This window comes from Phocaeicola abscessus CCUG 55929 (assembly GCF_000312445.1).
Classification (GTDB): Bacteria; Bacteroidota; Bacteroidia; order Bacteroidales; family Bacteroidaceae; genus Phocaeicola; species Phocaeicola abscessus.
Window position 1 is genome coordinate 192,153 of sequence record NZ_HE997184.1, and the last position, 18,756, is coordinate 210,908.

General features: G+C 51.7%; 13 protein-coding genes. 4 read left to right on the forward strand and 9 right to left on the reverse strand.

What is annotated here, in order from left to right; translation table 11 throughout:
- The first annotated feature begins 20 nt into the window (after positions 1–20).
- Both BN102_RS07290 and BN102_RS07295 read left to right on the forward strand, forming a co-directional pair.
- Positions 21–1,010, forward strand: a complete 990-nt coding sequence (locus tag BN102_RS07290; RefSeq protein WP_019208458.1) for a Gfo/Idh/MocA family protein — start codon at positions 21–23, stop codon at positions 1,008–1,010.
- Positions 1,011–1,022: 12 nt separating this feature from the next.
- Positions 1,023–2,225, forward strand: a complete 1,203-nt coding sequence (locus tag BN102_RS07295; RefSeq protein ID WP_390939957.1) for a DUF4421 domain-containing protein — start codon at positions 1,023–1,025, stop codon at positions 2,223–2,225.
- A gap of 200 nt (positions 2,226–2,425) precedes the next feature.
- Here the strand turns inward: BN102_RS07295 and BN102_RS07300 are convergent, their stop codons facing one another.
- The 4 genes from BN102_RS07300 to BN102_RS07315 form a co-directional block, all read right to left on the reverse strand.
- Entirely contained in the window at positions 2,426–4,066 is a 1,641-nt protein-coding gene (locus BN102_RS07300; RefSeq protein ID WP_035456359.1) for an OmpP1/FadL family transporter, read from the reverse strand.
- A gap of 68 nt (positions 4,067–4,134) precedes the next feature.
- On the reverse strand, positions 4,135–5,529 hold the full coding sequence (locus BN102_RS07305) for a hypothetical protein (RefSeq protein ID WP_019208461.1): 1,395 nt from the start codon (positions 5,527–5,529) through the stop codon (positions 4,135–4,137).
- A 187-nt stretch (positions 5,530–5,716) separates the two neighbouring features.
- A complete protein-coding gene (locus BN102_RS07310) occupies positions 5,717–6,016 on the reverse strand; it encodes a winged helix-turn-helix domain-containing protein (RefSeq protein ID WP_019208462.1) in 300 nt (99 codons plus the stop codon).
- Entirely contained in the window at positions 6,013–6,633 is a 621-nt protein-coding gene (locus BN102_RS07315) for a hypothetical protein (protein WP_036787604.1), read from the reverse strand. Before BN102_RS07315 ends, BN102_RS07310 begins: the two co-directional genes overlap by 4 nt.
- 1,079 nt (positions 6,634–7,712) lie before the next feature.
- Here BN102_RS07315 and BN102_RS07325 point away from each other — a divergent pair.
- Complete coding sequence (locus BN102_RS07325) at positions 7,713–11,348, forward strand: glycosyl hydrolase 2 galactose-binding domain-containing protein (protein WP_019208466.1); 3,636 nt, start codon at positions 7,713–7,715, stop codon at positions 11,346–11,348.
- A 415-nt stretch (positions 11,349–11,763) separates the two neighbouring features.
- Here BN102_RS07325 and ilvC read toward each other — a convergent pair whose 3' ends face one another.
- From ilvC to ilvD, 5 genes are all read right to left on the reverse strand, one after another.
- Positions 11,764–12,807, reverse strand: coding sequence for a ketol-acid reductoisomerase (gene ilvC / locus BN102_RS07330; RefSeq protein WP_019208467.1), 1,044 nt, complete (start codon positions 12,805–12,807; stop codon positions 11,764–11,766).
- Positions 12,808–12,879: 72 nt separating this feature from the next.
- Positions 12,880–13,632, reverse strand: a complete 753-nt coding sequence (locus tag BN102_RS07335) for an acyl-[acyl-carrier-protein] thioesterase (RefSeq protein WP_019208468.1) — start codon at positions 13,630–13,632, stop codon at positions 12,880–12,882.
- Positions 13,616–14,188, reverse strand: coding sequence for an acetolactate synthase small subunit (gene ilvN / locus BN102_RS07340; protein WP_019208469.1), 573 nt, complete (start codon positions 14,186–14,188; stop codon positions 13,616–13,618). Before ilvN ends, BN102_RS07335 begins: the two co-directional genes overlap by 17 nt.
- A gap of 13 nt (positions 14,189–14,201) precedes the next feature.
- Positions 14,202–15,899 (reverse strand): biosynthetic-type acetolactate synthase large subunit, encoded by a 1,698-nt coding sequence (gene ilvB, locus BN102_RS07345; protein WP_019208470.1) that lies wholly within the window; start codon positions 15,897–15,899, stop codon positions 14,202–14,204.
- A gap of 16 nt (positions 15,900–15,915) precedes the next feature.
- Positions 15,916–17,721: a dihydroxy-acid dehydratase gene (gene ilvD, locus BN102_RS07350; RefSeq protein WP_036787607.1), complete on the reverse strand. Its 1,806-nt coding sequence runs from the start codon at positions 17,719–17,721 to the stop codon at positions 15,916–15,918.
- Between the two features lie 473 nt (positions 17,722–18,194).
- Between ilvD and BN102_RS07355 the strand changes: the two genes are divergently transcribed.
- Positions 18,195–18,755, forward strand: a complete 561-nt coding sequence (locus BN102_RS07355; protein ID WP_019208472.1) for an FKBP-type peptidyl-prolyl cis-trans isomerase — start codon at positions 18,195–18,197, stop codon at positions 18,753–18,755.
- Position 18,756 lies beyond the last annotated feature (1 nt).

An 18,756-nucleotide genomic window follows, 5' to 3' on the forward strand; every position in this document is an offset into this window, starting at 1 on the left:
ACTCATGATAAGGAGTAACTATGGAGTCACTGAAAATGGTTAATTGGGGGTTTATCGGTTGCGGTACGGTCACGGAAAAGAAAAGCGGTCCGGCTTTCTCCCTGGTCGAAGGATCGCGAGTAGTGGCGGTGATGAGCCGCGATAAGGAAAAGGCCGAATCCTACGCCGAACGGCATCACATCCCCAAATGGTATTCCGATCCGTTAGCGCTAATCGAGGACGACGAAGTAAACGCCATCTATATCGCCACTCCGCCTTCTTCGCACGCCACGTTCGCCATCATGGCCATGAAAGCGGGGAAACCCGTTTACATCGAGAAACCGATGGCTGCCAATTACGAAGATTGCTGCCGCATCAACCGCATCTCGAAAGAGACGGGGGTCTCCTGTTTCGTCGCTTATTACCGACGTTATCTCCCTTACTTCCAAAAAGTAAGAGAGATCATCGAAGGCGGCGGGATAGGCCATGTGATGAACGTACAGATCCGCTTCGCCCAACCTCCGAGAGATCTGGACTACAACAGCACCAACCTCCCCTGGCGCGTACAGCCGGACATTGCCGGCGGCGGTTATTTCTACGACTTGGCACCGCACCAGCTCGACCTCTTGCAAGACATGTTCGGCTGCATCCTCGAGGCCGAAGGATTCAAAAGCAATCGCGGCGGACTGTACACCGCCGAAGATACGGTAAGCGCCTGTTTCAAATTCGAATCCGGATTGCCCGGCTCGGGGTCGTGGTGCTTCGTCGCCCACGAATCGGCGAAGGAAGATCGCATCGAGATTATCGGAGACAAGGGGATGATGAGCTTCTCGGTATTCACGTACGACCCAATAACGCTTCACACGGAAAAAGGGCAGGAAGAATACTGTCCGCCCAACCCGCCGTACGTGCAGCTGCCGTTGATTCGACTTATCGTCGAACACTTGCAGGGCAAAGCCATTTGCACCTGCGACAACATCAGCGCTACCCCCGATAATTGGGTTATGGATCGTATCCTGAACAAAATCTGATTATGCCAGATGATCCTGTCGAGCCGATGTATCCTCCTCCCCTCCATGCTGCTTTTCTGCCTCTTGAGACTGCACGGCCAGGAGGTAAGAGATAGCAGCCGGTATGCACTCGAAAACTCGCCGACCGCCCCTCCGCAAACCTCTACCCTGAAACCGAACGGACTCCCGAACGAACCGTACGATCTGCTTCACTTGGCCGACGACATCGCTCGCATCTGGCGACAGTCGGGCCGGCGGGTACGCAAGGAAATAAAAAAGTTCAACGCCATCGATACCGTTTACATCGCGCCGAACAAGTACAACTTGGCCTTCATGCTGGAACGAAGCTATTGGTACGAGAACGTGCGCTTGGGAGGAAACACGGCGGAAAGCAGACAAAGTATCGCCTTCAGCCCCAACCCCGACATGAAGGTAGGCATTTACTTCGGGTGGCGATGGTTGTTCCTCGGGTATACGTTCGATCTGAACGATGTGTTGGGAAAGAACGAGAAGAAGAAAAACAAGAAAGAGTTCGCCCTCAGCATCTACAGCTCCAAGTTTGGCGTAGACCTGTATTACAGAAAAACGGGAAGCAACTTCAAGATACGCTCCTATCAGGGCTTCGACATCCCGAACGAACAGCGACGCGACCCGAATCGCGACTTCGACGGATTGCAATGCAGGATAAAAGGGATCGACGCTTACTGGATCTTCAATTACAAACGGTTCTCCTACCCGGCCGTATACAGCCAATCGACGAACCAGAAGCGAAGTACGGGCTCGCTGATGGCGGGTTTCTCCTATTCCCTACATCATTATCTGTTCGACCCTTCCCGATTGCCGTACCTCATGCGACTCCAACTCAACGAGGCGATGCACATCGGCGAAATCAAATATTCCAACTACAGTCTGAACTTCGGCTACGGATACAACTGGGTGTTTGCCAAGCACTGTGCGGCCAATCTCTCCCTCCTGCCAGCCATCGGTTACAAGAAATCGAAAATATTCGCCGGCAAACAAGGCGCAGACGAGCCTTCGCTCCTCAATTTCAAATGGCTTAAGAAGGTCAACCTCGATCTGATAGGCCGGGCGGGCGTCGTGTGGAACGACAGCAAACACTTCGTCGGCGCATCCGTCGTCACGCACACCTACAATTACAGAAAAGAGAGCTTCACCCTCACCAATTCTTTCGCAACGCTGCGCATCTACGCCGGATTCAACTTCTGGAAACGCTGAATCCTTCCCGATTAAGGCACGAGGCGTTGACGCCTGCAGATGTCGCTTACTTGGCACAACAAGACATATTGCAGAAAGAACACTTCCTTCGACCGCCGACGCGATATCAGGCCACGACGCTATAAAAACTCGGGGATACGCACCGGCACACCCCCGAGGACACCATGAAGCGGTTATTACGCTATGCAATCCTTATCTTTTTAAAAGCGAGCTCCTATGGTCAATAACAACTGATGACGGGAAAAATCGATCTTGGTGGCAGGAAGCGTAGCCTCTTTCAACTTATCGTCGAAGGGGAAGAACTCCGTCTTATACACATCGTACTTGTATGCCAGATCGGCGTACCACCTATTTCCGCGATAACCCAAACCGCACGTCGCCGTATGGCGATCCTTCGAGTTCAGAAAAGTTGTATTCGTGCTGTATGGAGCCAATGCATTATAGGCATTCTTATCGAAGGCGGCGGTAGCGTAATTATATCCGGCACGAACACTGAAAGCCTGAACAAAGCGATACTCCGCTCCGACTTTCATCGTATGAACGCCCTTCAAATACTTCTTCACGCTGACCTGATCGCCTAATTCATCGCCGTCTACATCCCTCAACTTGCAGGTGCCGTAATCGGCGTATTCGTACTCGGCCCCGAAGGCGAAGGAAGTTCCGACCGTACTTCCCATGTTTACGTTGAACTTCCATGGAGTTTGAATACGATAATCATAAGTCAGGTAATCCTGAGACAAATAATCGCTCAAGCGTTGGGAGTTGAAAGGTTTCTTTTCGCGATTGTCGAAAGCATGGATTTTCGAAGAAAGCACCGCGTCGTAATGTTCGGACAGGTCGTACCACGTCGGGGTATGGACGGCTATACCGAAGCGGAAAGGGGATTCTTCGAACGGCCGAAAAATAGCACCCACTTTCAGGTCGACTCCCGTTCCGCTCAGCTCATAATAATTGTCGAGCGTATAACCACCGTTATCGACCGGCTTGTCGCCCTCTTGCGGAATGGAATAAATACCGCCGTCCGATCCCTTGAAACCGATCAAATTTTCGGTATAAGTGGAAAAGCGGCTGTAATTAAGGTCGTAAACGCCTACCGTAGCTCCCAAATAAAACCGGTCGTCGAGATTAAAGGCCACATTGAAGTCATACGCCTGAATACCGCCCTTTTCCCGGCTATAGTAATTATTGTTCGCCCCGTTCCATCCGGCCGGACTATCGTACCCCAACGCTTTATTCGATTCCCAGCCTACCAAACCCGTACGGATGCCCATCAGGCCGAGTACGGAATACTTGGAATAGGCGTTTTGCGTGTAAGGATTTCCCTCCGACTCGAAAATCGAATTTATTTCTTTTTCGGTGATCCCCGCGTTATTCAAATTGTTGGCCAACTGCCATGTCTGCGAAAAACCGTCCAGATTGCCTCCCATCTCGAAGAGTCGGTTGAAATTTCGGCTCTTATGGTAGTTGAATGCAAAGTTCACATACCGCAGGGAGGTGGTGTTACCGATCTTGTTGCTGTATACGAATCCGATCTGGTCAAACGAAGCGCGCGTTTTATCCTGATTGATCTTCGTTCCCGCAAACGTGGCCTCGGCGCCCGTATGATTAAACCCGAAGGATACGGAAAGATCGTTGCTTCGGAAGATACCTATACCCGCGGGATTCGTTCCGATGGTCGATATATCGCCGCCCAAAGCACCCATCGCTCCGCCCATCCCGACGAAACGGGCTGTTCCGTTCAACTCATTGCTCATCACGCGCTCCGCATCGTATAAGTTCTGCGCCTCTACTGTAGTCACAGCCCCTAACATAAAAGCTGCAATTATCCATTTATTTTTCATCTCTTCAAGTTTTATACTACCGATAATACTCATACCTAAAAAACACTCTTTCTTTCCCGTTCGCCTTTTCATCTGCGACGCGAAGCGCCGCCTCCGCCGCCAGAACTACCTGACGAACGACTGCCTCCGCTACCGTAATTTCCTCCCGACGAACGGTTGCTGCCGCCACCGAAACTGCTGCCGGAAGGGGAATAACCGCTATTGTTCGACGAACGAGTCACACTGCCTGCATCCGGCGTATAGGAACGGTTATACCTGCCGCTCTCAGAACTGCGATAGGCGCCTCTTTGGGCAGCGCCGTTATAGCTGTTGCTTTCCCTCGCACTCTGGCGAGTACTACTCGGGCGATTATACGTCCCTCCGCTCGAACGAGTATAACTGTCGGAATTGCTTCCCGACACGACTCCGCCTCCCGTCCGTGTCCGACTGCTGGAAGGACGAACCGACCCGTTGTCATTTCCGGAAACGATACGGCCGCTATAACTGTTTCCGCTTCGCGTGTAACTGTCCGCACCGCTGTTACGCGTGCGATAGTTATTGGCGTTTCGGCCATTATCGTCGTAAGCCGAGCCGTTACTGCGCGTATACCTTCCCGAACGATCATAATTGGAACGGGCAGCCGGAGTTCTGTCGTAGTAGTTCGAACGTCCACGATCGTAATTATTGACGTAACGATCATTGTGAATACCAGAGAATCGACGACTCGAGCCATACCATCCGTACACGTGGCCGCCTCCCCAATAGCCGGGACCGTACCACCCTGCATAATACCACGGCCTGGTCCAATAACCGCCCCAACCGTACCAGCCTCCGTAATACCAAGGCGAATACCAACTGTCGTAGTACCAGGGCGAATACCAGCTGCTGTAATACCACGGGGAATTCCAGCCCCAACCGTATCCATAAGGATAGTTAAAGCGCCAGTCCCACCATAATCTGTTCGAATACGTGGGGAAGGCATAGGCATAAAAGTCGTCTACATACACGTTCCATTCCCACGACGGAAGCATATAGATCATATCCCAATACAATGGGCTACTGATGGATACGGCAAAGCGGGGATTGCGGAAACGCACCAAGCGCATGGCGTATTCGTAATCGCTTTGAGAACCCTTAAAGCCATTTACCCACTCGCCGCGTTCGCCGACCGGTTTCTCGTCGATATAGAGCGTATCGTCCTGAAGCGTAAAATTGTTATCGCGTGACGTATAACGGCGATTGTACTCGTCGACATCCCGCGTATAACCCTTTTTATCATTGACGACTACCGTCTTCCCGTTTCCGGAGTAAACATTCGTACGATTACTTTCGACCACAACAGTAGGACGATCGGTCTGCTTTACCTCTTTTTTCGTCTCGGTTTTCTTCGTCGGGATGAAATAGAGGTCGTCGTTCACATCCTGAGCCTTTACCAGCATCGGTAAGCTCATCAACATCAGCGAAACTAACACAATCTTTTTCATACGCTACTCTATTTAAAAGTGATTCTTTCTTTTTACCTGATGCAAAAATAACGGGTGTGCAAACACACGGAAAAAGAAAATCCCTACTTTATCATAGGGATTTCCCTATTTTTCGTCCGTCGGCTTCGCATTTGCACAACGGCTACCACCCTGTTCGCCGGATGTACGGATCGAAAAGAATCGGGCGCTATTCCCGTTGCGATGGGGGGAAATAGCTTTTCAAAGCCTCCACGTAATCTTCAAACGCCTTGCGTCCTTTGTCGGTCATCCGGCATATCGTCCGTGGACGTTTGCCTTCAAACCCTTTCGTAACGGCAATGTATCCCGCCTGCGAGAGCTTATCGAGCTGCACGCTCAAATTGCCGGCCGTCGATTCGGTCTTCTCTTTGAGATAGACGAAATCCGCTTCCTCCACCGATATGAGTAGCGATATGACTGCCAACCTCAACGGCGAATGCATGAGCTGGTCCAATTCCTTGAATCTCATTGCTTATGGCGCGTCTTATAATTGAGAATCAGTCCGGGAACGACCATCATGACGAAGAACGAGAGACAGAACAACAGCAGATAGTTCATCGTGAACTGACCGGCGCAAATAGCGCTGATCATCACGAACGGCGAAATCATCCCCGCGATAGGAATATAAACGATCAGAGGCTCCCGCAGCATGATGCCCGTAAACGATACGCCGATACCGATATAGATCAAGGTCAGCGGCATGATCATGTTCATAATGGTAGGGTAAAAATCGAGAAATAACGTCATCACGGTAAAAGTAACAGGAGTCATCGCAAAGAGAATCCCCAATGCTTTCCATACGCTATCGATAGCGCGACTGTTGTAAGTCACCACTCGCTTGGGTCGTCGTTTGTCTGCCAGCGCGTAACCGATCCAGAAGACAAACATCAGAAACCACAGCCAGTTCCATCGCGGATTACCCGTCAGCATGACAGTCGTATAGATAACGATGCCCAAGGCCATGGTAAAGAGACCCCACACGATAAAAGGATTCCATCGATCCGTGTCCATTTGTTCTTTAGTCGCCTCGATCATCTTCGAAATCAAAGCTAAACTTTCTCTCTCATTGAATTCTGTTGTTTCCATGTTCTTTTCTCTGTTAGAGCCATCTTTACGCCCTCATCTCCGACCGCGAGATCAATGCGCTCCCGACAGGCTCGTTTCGTATTATAAATTAACTCTTCTCCCAAAAAGGCTTTGCAGCTTTCGCATACAAATATGAATAAGTTTATATCGTAAACCAAAAGTCTCAGGAAGAATCTGCTAATATTTCACAAATATTAACTATCGGACAGCTATTCGGAACGGATGGGCTGAGTTTCGTTTTTCAAACAGGAGGATCGTATCCGATACTTTTACGAGCAGACGAAAAGAGGTCGCTCCAACCTGTGGCGTTATAAGCTCAGCCGTTTGCCCGGTACGGCGTCATATAGGATTTGCAGAAATCGATCCATAAACGTGTCCGGATACGTCTCATAACGTAGTCGGATACGTCCTATAAACGTGTCCGGATACGTCTCATAACGTAGTCGGATACGTCCTATAACGTGTCCGGATACGTCCCATAACGTAGTCGGATACGTCCTATAACGTGTCCGGATACGTCCCGAACCCCGTCGGCGAGGTTGTTTATCCCGTCGGATAGGTTGTACAACCTATCCGGATACGTCCGGGACGTCAAATTTGAGGTTGTACAACCTATCCGGCGAGGTCCGGAACGTAGACGGAGAGGTTACCTAACGTGTCCGGCGGGGTCTGGAACGTGTCCGGCGGGGTCCGGAACGTGTCCGACGGGGTCTGGAACGTGTCCGGCGGGGTTCGGAACGTGTCCGGCGGGGTTCGGGACGTATCCGACGGGGTCTGGAACGTGTCCGGCGGGGTTCGGAACGTGTCCGGCGGGGTTCGGAACGTGTCCGGCGGGGTTCGGAACGTCGACGACGGGTTCCCCAAAGCTACGGCAGCCTACACTCTGACGGGAGAATATGACTGCCGTGCCTATAGAAGATAGCCGACTCCCCGTAGTCGATTCGTCGAAGAAGGGAACTGAAATCAGACCGCCCCCATCGCAAATAAAAATCGAAATACTCGCGATAAATCGAAATTTCTCCTTACCTTTAGCCGGAGATAATTTTTCACCCGTTTAACCTTATCAGATACAGACTGCTATGAATTCCGTCGAAACAGCTTTATTCAGCAAACGAACCATACGGGGCTTCGCCCTGGTTGCCGCGGCGTGTTCGGCCTTCGTACTCGTCGGTTGCGGATATACGGACAAAACCGCTTTTCGCGCCGACTATTACACGCGAGGCATCGGGAACTATCCGGGCGCTCCTTCCGAGCACTTCGCCCCGCAGATGGTGAAAGACGATACGTACCGCAATATCGCCCTGCATCGGGCAGCCTATCATTCGTCGAGTTACGATTACAATCTGACGGCTCAACTGATTACGGACGGCATCATCGCGACCGACGAGCCGAACCGCCTTGTCGTCAGCACGCCCAAAGGCACGTTGCCAAAGCGCGAACGGGAATGGACGATCGACGGCGGCCCCTTCTCGAGGAACTACCTCCAAGGCGAAGACTCCTACCTCGAATATCACTGGACGCAAGAGGCGTTTCGGAGCAAGCGCTTGCAGCTCGAGGGCAGCGTGGCCTATCAAGCGGAAACGGCCGTAAACGGCTATGAAATCGACGCCCTCGTCTCCGTCGACGGTAAGGACTGGGAATGTATCGGACGGTTGAGCGGGCGGGGATTGCCCGGTGAAGCGACCGATACGAAAGCTCCCACAGACCCGAACAAAAGCGACGGAAACGTTCGGACGCTCCCCACAAGGAAGCTGAACTCGGCGCTCGAGCTGAATGCCGACAAACCCTTTTCCTTCCTCCGCCTCCGGTTCAGGATGAAAGGGGCAGCTTACTGGTCGCTTACCGAAGTACAGTTTCAGGACGAGCGCCGGGCGCGAATCACGGTGCTCCCTTCCGAACGCTTCGACAGCACGTGGATGAGTGCGGAAGGCGGAGAACAATGGGTATACGTCGACCTCGGCACGAAAGCCGAATTCGACCGCATCAAGCTCTGCTGGATTCGCAAAGCCCGACAAGGACAAATCGAAATATCCGACGATGCAACGACGTGGACGAAGATCGCCGTGTTGCCCGGAGGAACGGCTGCGACCGACGAGATCGAGTGCAAGGGGAAAGCCCGCTACGTCCGGGTGTTGATGCAACAACCCGACGAGTCCGGCCACTACCTGCTGAGCGAAATGGAAGTCTACGGGAAAGGCGGCCTGACCGCACTACCCGCCGAGGAAAGAGGGATGCACGCGGGGAAATACTTTCTGAGCGGAGGCAACTGGAAACTGTGCAGGGCATCGGCCGTTACGGCCGGAGGAGAAACCATCTCCACCGAACACTTCGATACGTCTGGCTGGATCCCGGCCACCGTGCCGGGAACGGTACTGACAAGCTACATGAACGTCGGAGCCGTGCCGAATCCCAATTACGCCGACAACCTGCTGATGATTTCCGAATCGTACTTCCACGAAAATTTCTGGTATCGGAATGAATTCGAAATTCCCCAAGCATACGCGGGAAAAAACGTCTGCCTCCACTTCGACGGCATCAACTGGAAAGCCGAGATCTACCTGAACGGGAAAAAACTGGATGCGATTTCCGGAGCGTTCGTCCGCGGGAAATTCCCTATCGGCCATTTAATAAAAAAAGGGAAGAACACGCTCGCCGTCGAAATCATCCGAAATGCGCATTACGGCGCAGTAAAAGAGAAATGCGAGAAAAACACCGACTTCAACGGCGGAATCCTCGGGGCAGACAATCCGACCTTCCATGCCACCATCGGATGGGATTGGATCTCGACCGTCCGGGGGCGGAACATGGGAATTTGGAACAACGTATTTCTCAGCGCTTCCGGCAAGATCACCGTACAGGATCCCCTGATCGTTTCAAAGCTCGCCTTGCCCGACACGCTGGCCACCCTCACCCCCTCGGCGGTGGTCATCAATCATGCCGCCGAGACGGTGAAAGGGAAATTAAGCGGATTTGTCGGGGAGATCCGCTTCGAAAAAGAAATCGAACTCTTGCCGAACAGCAAGCAGCAAATCGATTTCCTGCCCGAAGAGTTCGGACAGCTCAAAAACCGACAACTGAAGCTGTGGTGGCCGAACGGCTACGGCACGCCTTACCTTTATGAAGCCGGATTCACCGTCTCCGTCGACGGAAAGATTTCGGACACTCTCCGCTTCAAGGCGGGCATCCGCCAGATGGACTACCAAGATGTAAATACCCGGCTGAAGCTCTACGTCAACGGCAAGCGGTTCATTCCGCTCGGAGGCAACTGGGGATTCAGCGAGCACAACCTGAACTATCGGGCGCGGGAATACGACGTCGCCGTTCGATACCACCAGGAAATGAATTTCAACATGATCCGGAACTGGGTAGGGCAAATCGGCGACGAGCCGTTCTACGAAGCATGCGACAAATACGGCATCCTCGTCTGGCAGGATTTCTGGCTGGCCAACCCCGTCGATGGGCCGGATCCCTACGACGAACCGATGTTCATGACCAACGCCGAGGACTATGTGAAACGCATCCGGAATCATGCCAGCATCGGACTCTATTGCGGACGCAACGAAGGTTATCCCCCCCCGACGCTCGACCGTGCTTTCCGGAAATACGTCCGCACGCTGCATCCCGATATCGCATACATTTCCAGCTCTGCCGACGAGGGCGTAAGCGGACACGGCCCTTACCGGGCACTTTCGGCCAAAACGTATTTCGAACTCGTCCCTGCCAAGCTTCATTCGGAAAGAGGCATGCCGAACGTCATGAACATGGAAAGTCTGAACCGAACGCTCTCGCCGGCAACGCTCTGGCCGCAGGACGACCGATGGGGCCAGCACGACTACACGATGGAAGGCGCACAGCGAGGCGCATCGTTCAACGAATTGATCGCAAAAGGCTTCAGGAAGCCGGAAAGCGCGAAAGAATTTACGGAACTCGCCCAATGGATCAACTACAACGGCTATCGCGCCATGTACGAGTCGAGCAATGTGAATCGCTGGGGTCTGATCATCTGGATGAGTCATCCGTGCTGGCCCAGCATGGTCTGGCAGACCTACGACTATTTCTTCGAACCGACCGCCGCGTACTTCGGCGCCAAGAAAGCCTGCGAGCCTTTGCACATCCAATGGAACGAAGCGACAGATTCTATCGAAGTCGTTGACCTTTATGCCGGCGATCGGAAAGGACTGAAAGCCGAACTGACCGTACGCAACATGAGGGGAGAAGCCCTCAAAACGACGACTATCAGCCCGTTGGACATCCGGAACGATACCACCACTCCGATCACGAAGGTAGGAAAATACGAAGATTTGGCAGAGAATTACACCGAGCAGACCGACGTCCTTTACATCGACCTTAAACTCTACGACGAGCACGGTGAGATCCTCTCCGAGAATTTCTACTTAAAAGGAAAGGAATACGGCAACTACCAGGCCTTGAATCAACTTCCGAAGATGACCCCGACCGTTGATTTCGAGTATTCGAAAACCGGAAACACCTGGAACGGTAAGGTTCACATCGGGAACCAGACGAAAATTCCTTCCTTGCTGACCCGATTGAATGTCTTGGGCGAGGACGGCGAACAGATCCTCCCCCTGATTTACAGCGACAATTACTTCAGCTTGATGCCGGGCGAAAAGAAAGAAGTCGCTCTGCAATGGAAAGAGGAAGACACACGGGGCAAGCGACCGCACCTTTCCGTTACCGGATTCAATGTGAAATAATATACGTAAGTATACGATCTAATTCTAAAACCTCCGATCGCCATGAAAAGGGCATCGAGCATTTATCCGTTTACGGCTTTTCATGTTCATCTTCCGTATCGTCGGTTACGGGCAGGACAATAACCCTAAGCCTATCAGTTCAGTTGCGGACTGGCCTACGTGACAGACTTCAGCAGAAAAAGGAAATACATCGATAAAAAGGGAATACAGTCATAATAAAGTACTACCGATAGCATACGATGCCATCGTCGGGTTTAGCGAAGCTCCTTACGATAATGCCCGGCGGGTGAAGAATGACGGATTGCTGGAAGCAAGGAATCTTCCCGAACTTCAACGTTTATGTCCTTCAACCCAAATGGCAAGATTCGGAACCCCGCCGTGGAGGTGGTGCGACCTCCACGGGGGATATGCCTCCTCAATTGTTTTCGGGCCGAAGCCGGCGAACGGTTTCGGCCGTTCGCCACAGCTCGCTATGCCGCATAGCCTCCAGTTCCTTGTTCAGTTTCTCCCGATAATCGGGTTTGGAATTGGAGTCGATAGCGATCTGAGCCTCCTCGCCCGTCTCGACACTGCGGTAGAGTTTTTCCATCACCGGTTTGACGGCATCGTGGAAAGGTCCCATCCAATCCAGTGCGCCGCGCTGCGCGGTAGTGGAACAGTTGGCATACATCCAGTCCATCCCTCTGGCTGCAAACAAAGGCATCAAGCTCTGCGTGAGCTCTTCCACCGTTTCGTTGAAGGCTTCGGAGGGCGTATGCCCGTGTTCCCGCAGGGTTTCATACTGGGCTAAGAGCAATCCTTGAATGGCTCCCATCAAGGAACCGCGTTCGCCCGTGAGGTCCGATACGGCCTCCCGCTGGAAAGTCGTCTCGAACAGATACCCCGACCCTACGCCTACGCCTAAAGCCAGCGCCTTTTCCACCGCCTGGCCGGTGGCATCCTGATAAACGGCATACGAGGAGTTGATGCCGCGCCCTTCCAGAAACATCGTACGGAGCGACGTGCCGGACCCCTTCGGAGCGACCATGATCACATCCATATCTCGAGGAGGAACGACGCCCGTGCGATCGTTCCAGTTGATGGCAAACCCGTGCGAGAAATACAAGGTTTTCGGAGCCTTCACCAAATCCTTGATTTGCGGCCATACCTGCATCTGTCCCGCATCCGAGAGCAGCATGCAAACGATCGTGCCGCGTTTAACGGCTTCTTCGATGGAGAACAAGGTTTCGCCGGGTTTCCAACCGTCGGCCACAGCCTTATCGTAAGTCTTACCTTCCCGTTGTCCGACAATCACATTCAATCCGTTATCGCGCAGGTTGCATGCCTGTCCCGGTCCCTGAATGCCATACCCTAAAACAGCTATGGTTTCGTTTTTCAACACTTCACGCGCCTTTTCCAAAGGAAACTCTTCGCGGGTAACGATATTTTCGATCACCCCGCCAAAATTCATTTTTGCCATTTTACTACTTTTTTACGGACAACACCGTTGCCCTATTGTGAATACTATGTTACCATTCTCTCGAAAGAAAACCTATACGAATAGCACTTTGCTTCTGACTACCGTTTCCCGATTCGCTTTCCTTACTTCTACCTTATATTCGTTTCCGTCCATTTCCTCGTCGCAATAAAAGTCGAGCCTATCGCCGAAATAGCTCTCTGCCACATACGCCATTTCAAACCGCCTCACGCGCTTTCGTCGAAAAGTTTCGATGGGGAACAGGTCGAGGATATGTTCGATATACTTGATGCTGTTTACATGGCCGTTGATATCGATATCGCTATATTTCGTGACGTACTGCGCCATCGATTCCGTCGCCGCGACTTTCATCCGTCCCGGTTTCTCGATCGGACAGGCTTTATCGGTTACATATTCCGCCATCCGTCCGTGATGCACCGCGATCAAATCGACGGGTTTGCGCGTTTCCATATCGATCATCGCCCACACGGAGCGGGCATATCCGATAGCCTCTCCCCGTTTATCCAATACGGCGAAGTTACGATCGGTAAAGAGGCGGTACACCGCTTCCACCCATGTCTGTATACTGAAAGGTTCGCCCTTGCGAGGCAGTTCTTTCAATTCGACGGCCAAGCGAGAGAGCACCCACGTACAATGATGTTCGTTGAGTTCGGCGATGCCGAATCCTCTGTCCGATGCATGAAAACCGGCGCAATTGAGCAAATGATTCCCCAAGACACTCATGGTAAGCCGCCCGTTAAAGTCTACATGAAACGGTTCTGCCAGGAACTCATACTGCCCTATTTTGCTTTTATTCCGTTCGCTCATTACACGCTCCCTTTTGTTTTCTATACTTATCGTCGCGCATACAAAGATAAGAATTGACCCGTTCCAAACCGCCAGTCGTAATGGCTATTCTGCCCGAACGAACGAACTGAAGCACGCAGTCCAAGGTTCTCAGTTTATCGTAAAGTGCAGTAATCTCATCGTCCATTCCCGTTTTTTCGACGGTCAGGAAAGTCGGATTCACTTCCACGATACGGGCATCGAAACGACGAACGATCTTCGAAGCTTCCGGATTCTCTACGAATATCGGCGTAGACAATTTATACAAGGCGATTTCCCGCTGATATATCTCATGGTCAGTAAAGTAATTCGCCTGAATGACATCGATCTTCTTCTCGATCTGTTTGACGATCTTTTCGATTTGATCTTTCGTCGTCCACGTGGTAATCGTATACTTATGAATACCTTTGATGGAAGACGCCGAAACATTCAAACTTTCTATATTGATTTGCCGACGCGTAAACACGGCGGTGATCTGATTCAGCAAGCCCGCTATATTCTCGGAATGCACAATCAAGGTATATAATGTCTTATCCATATCGTCTGCTAAATTATATTTCCAACAACATTTCGTCGACCGAAGAACCCGGAGGAGTCATCGGCAACACATTTCCCTCTTCGAGGACACAGGCCTGAAGCAAGAAAGGACCTTCCGTGAGCAGCATTTCGCGGACGGCATCGCCCAATTCTCCCCGATCAATAACCCTCCGTGCAGGAATATCGTAGGCTTTCGCAATCTTCATATAATCGGGATTCATCATCGGCGTAAAGGCATAACGGCGACCGAAAAACATAGCCTGCCACTGGCGTACATTGCCTAAATAGTTATTATCCAACAGGATCATCTTTACAGGAGCTCTTTGCTCCATAATCGTTCCGAATTCCTGCAAATTCATCTGCAAGCCACCGTCTCCCATAAACACGCATACCGTTCTCTCCGGACGGGCGAACGTACATCCTACGGCCGCCGGAAGTCCGAACCCCATCGTCCCCAATCCGCCGGATGTCACCATACTCCGGCATCGGGAAAACTTGAAGTATCGGGCAGCCATCATTTGGTTCTGCCCGACATCCGTTACCAAAACGGCATCGTGATCGACGGCCTCGCTGACGGCATCGACCACTTCTCCCATGTGCAACGGGCCGGATACGGGATGAATCTCCCGGCGAATCACTCGGTCATATTCCGCCTTTTCATAGGCAGCGAAGCTGTCGATCCATTCCGTATGGCGAGCTTCGTTCACCAGCGCGGTCAACAAGGACAAGGTTTTCTTACAATTGCCGATGACTGGGACATCGACTTTCACATTCTTATTTATTTCGGACCCGTCGATATCCAACTGAATGATCTTCGCCTGTTTGGCATACGTGTCCAACCGACCGGTCACTCGGTCATCGAAGCGCATGCCGACGGCAATCAATACATCGCATTCGTTCGTCTTCACATTCGGGCCGAGATTCCCGTGCATCCCGAGCATCCCTTTGTTCAGACGATGGGCTGAGGGCAGAACCGACAATCCCAACAAGGTGCTCCCGCAAGGCATATCCGCTTTTTCCACCAACGAACGGAGTTCCTCGTTCGCTTCGCCCAATGCCACTCCTTGCCCGACTAAAACGAAAGGTCTCTTCGCCTGGTTAATCAATTCGGCGGCTTCCTTCACCTGTACTTCGTCCGGCGTGGGATCCGGATCGTAGCTGCGGATAAAATCCAATGCGACCGGTTCGTACTCGAATTTCTCGACCTGTGCATTCTTGGTAAAGTCGAGCACGACGGGACCCGGACGTCCGCTTTTGGCAATATAGAATGCACGCGCCACAGCCCATGGGATATCGGAAGCGTTGCGAATCTGATAGCTCCACTTGGTAATGGGTTGAGTGACGCCTACCAAGTCGACTTCCTGAAAAGCATCCGTCCCCATCGAGGTAGAGGCCACCTGACCAGCAATGACAACGATGGGAGTACTGTCAAGCATCGCATCGGCGATACCGGTCAACGTATTGGTCGCACCCGGCCCACTCGTCACTAAGCAAACGCCGACTTCGCCCGAAGTACGGGCGAAGCCTTCTGCGGCATGGGCGGCAGCCTGTTCGTGGCGCACCAATATATGGTTTAATGTAGCTCGATGAATATAAAGTGCGTCGAACGTAGGCATAATAGCGCCGCCCGGATATCCGAAGAGCGTTTTGACTCCCTGATGTTCCAACGAACGTATCAGCGCTTCCGCGCCGGTTATAGTTTCTGTTACCATATTCTAAATGTTAATATCAGTCTTCAATCATTCTTACTCCTCCTTTGTCCGCCGAGCTGACAGCAGCGGCATACGCTTTCAGGCTTTTCGAAATGGCCCGACGGCGAGTCATCGGAGTCATGGGGCGCGAGGCCAATTCCTCGTCCGTCAGCTTCACTCGGATGGTACGATTCGGTATATCGATTTCGATCACATCTCCGTCGATCAATTTACCGATATTGCCGCCAGCAGCCGCTTCGGGCGAAACATGTCCGATACTCAATCCGGACGTACCGCCGCTGAACCGGCCGTCCGTAATCAGCGCGCACTCTTTCCCCAGATGCTTGGATTTGATATAGGACGTCGGATAAAGCATTTCCTGCATACCCGGCCCGCCTTTCGGCCCTTCATGCGTAATCACGACGACGTCTCCCGAGACGACCTTCCCGCCGAGAATACCGTCGCAAGCAGCTTCCTGCGAATCGAAGACCTTTGCAGGGCCGGAAAATGTCCAAATGCTCGCATCCACACCGGCGGTCTTTACCACACACCCGTCCTGCGCGATATTACCGAACAAAACGGCCAAACCGCCATCCTGCGTATAAGCATGGGCTATATCGCGAATACAGCCGTTAGTCCGATCCGTATCCAACGTCGGATAGACAGCAGACTGACTTCCCATGCGCGTACTGAACCGATGCGCCGGAGCCGACGAATAGATACGCTTAGCCTCTTCGTCGACAGAAATGCCCGTAATATCGTAGCGTTTCAACGTTTCGTCCAGCGTAGTTCCGTCCACGCGTCCGACATTCGTCCGAAGCAAACCTCCCCGATTCAGTTCGTTCAAAATACCCAGAATGCCGCCCGCCCGATTACATTCCTGCACACTGTATCGTTGCGTATTGGGAGCCAGCTTGCACAAGCAGGGGACCTTGCGGCTGAGCGCATCGATATCCTTCATGTTAAAGTCTACATTCCCTTCTTGAGCCACTGCCAACAGATGCAGAATCGTATTGGTACTGCCTCCCATGGCGATATCGAGCGTCATGGCGTTCAAAAAAGCATCGCGCGTCGCAATATTTCTCGGCAACACGCGTTCATCGCCCTCTTCATAATACCTCAACGCATTCTTTACGATCAGCCGGGCAGCCTCCTTAAAGAGCCGTATACGATTGGTATGAGTAGCTAAAACCGTTCCGTTGCCCGGAAGAGCCAACCCGATCGCTTCGGTCAGGGAATTCATGGAATTAGCCGTGAACATCCCCGAGCAGCATCCGCAACCCGGACACGAAACGTTCTCCACTTCCGCCAATTCCCGATCGCTCACGGACGAGTCGCCCCCTTTGATCATAGCCGTAACCAAATCCGCATTTTCCCCCTTATAACGCCCGGCCTCCATCGGGCCGCCGCTGCAAAAGACGGTGGGGATGTTCAGTCGCATGGTAGCCATCAACATGCCTGGCGTGACTTTGTCGCAATTCGAAATACAAATCATGGCGTCGGCCTTGTGGGCGTTCACCATATACTCTACCGAATCAGCGATAATATCGCGCGAGGGAAGCGAATAAAGCATGCCGTCATGCCCCATGGCAATACCGTCGTCGATGGCAATCGTATTGAACTCCGCCGCATAACAGCCCGAATGTTCTATCTCTTCTTTAACAATCTGACCGATTTCGTGGAGGTGCGTATGTCCCGGAACAAACTGCGTGAACGAATTCACCACCGCAATGATGGGCTTTCCGAACATCTCGCGTTTCATCCCGTTGGCCACCCAGAGGGCTCGTGCCCCCGCCATTCTCCTCCCTTGCGTACAAACCGTACTGCGTAATGGATGTTTCATTATAGAATTTTACACTTACTTTCATAAAAAAAGCCTTCCTCTTCACGAGAAAGGCTCTATCTATCCGCTTCACTTATTTCTATATAACTCACAGCCTTTCTCGTCCTCACGGCAGAATCACCACGACGATCAGCATAATATGCAACACTGCTAAGTTATGTAGAAATAGATGCTTCATACATCTTCCGTATTTTTATTAACGGAGGCAAAGATAAAGGCTTCTTTGATAAGACACAAACATTTTAAAGAAAATTTTCTCGGAAAATTATAATTCGAAAGAAATCTCTCAAAATTAACACCATATTAATAGTTACCCGCCGTTTCCTTCCTCCTCCAATTGGACTGTTTTATGCAAAACACCCGTTTGTGGAGACGCTGAAAAGAAAAAGACTTCGCCTCTCTTCCGTAAAGTTGAAAATTAATTGTAACTTTGGCACTTGACTTAGAATATTCACTCATTATATCTTGTTTATATGGAAAATAAGTACATCGCCGTGGCATATAAACTGTATGTCATGCAAGACGGTAAGAAAACATTGGTTGAAGAAGCGACGCCAGCACAGCCATTTCAATTTGTCTCGGGAATGGGAACCACGCTGGAACGGTTCGAAAATGAAATCACTGCCTTAAAACAGGGCGATACTTTCTGCATTACCATCCCGTCTAAAGAAGCTTACGGAGAATATCTGCCGGAAGGCATGCGTACGGTATCCAAAGATATGTTTTTTATCGACGGGAAGTTCGACGACGAACATATTTTCGAAGGAGCGATGGTACCCTTGCAAGACAGCGAAGGGAATCACTTTTACGCCACGATCAAAAAAGTGGAATCGGATTCCGTCACAGTCGATCTGAACCATCCTTATGCGGGAAAAGACCTCACTTTCGACGGAGAAATTACGACGTTACGGGACGCTGCGCCGGAGGAAATCCAGGAAATACTCGACGAGATGAACCACGAATGCGGGTGCGGAGACTGCGGTGGTGAATGCGGGCATCATTCCCACGGATGCGGGTGCGGATGCGAACAGTAAT

Bases quoted from the DNA above. Each gene is read 5' to 3' on its own strand.
- BN102_RS07315 (WP_036787604.1), bottom strand. From the start codon at position 6,633: ATGGAAACAACAGAATTCAATGAGAGAGAAAGTTTAGCTTTGATTTCG.
- BN102_RS07355 (WP_019208472.1), top strand. From the start codon at position 18,195: ATGGAAAATAAGTACATCGCCGTGGCATATAAACTGTATGTCATGCAA.
- BN102_RS07290 (WP_019208458.1), top strand. From the start codon at position 21: ATGGAGTCACTGAAAATGGTTAATTGGGGGTTTATCGGTTGCGGTACG.
- BN102_RS07310 (WP_019208462.1), bottom strand. From the start codon at position 6,016: ATGAGATTCAAGGAATTGGACCAGCTCATGCATTCGCCGTTGAGGTTG.
- BN102_RS07335 (WP_019208468.1), bottom strand. From the start codon at position 13,632: ATGAGCGAACGGAATAAAAGCAAAATAGGGCAGTATGAGTTCCTGGCA.
- BN102_RS07300 (WP_035456359.1), bottom strand. From the start codon at position 4,066: ATGAAAAATAAATGGATAATTGCAGCTTTTATGTTAGGGGCTGTGACT.
- BN102_RS07325 (WP_019208466.1), top strand. From the start codon at position 7,713: ATGAATTCCGTCGAAACAGCTTTATTCAGCAAACGAACCATACGGGGC.
- BN102_RS07305 (WP_019208461.1), bottom strand. From the start codon at position 5,529: ATGAAAAAGATTGTGTTAGTTTCGCTGATGTTGATGAGCTTACCGATG.
- ilvB (WP_019208470.1), bottom strand. From the start codon at position 15,899: ATGGTAACAGAAACTATAACCGGCGCGGAAGCGCTGATACGTTCGTTG.
- ilvC (WP_019208467.1), bottom strand. From the start codon at position 12,807: ATGGCAAAAATGAATTTTGGCGGGGTGATCGAAAATATCGTTACCCGC.
- ilvN (WP_019208469.1), bottom strand. From the start codon at position 14,188: ATGGATAAGACATTATATACCTTGATTGTGCATTCCGAGAATATAGCG.
- ilvD (WP_036787607.1), bottom strand. From the start codon at position 17,721: ATGAAACATCCATTACGCAGTACGGTTTGTACGCAAGGGAGGAGAATG.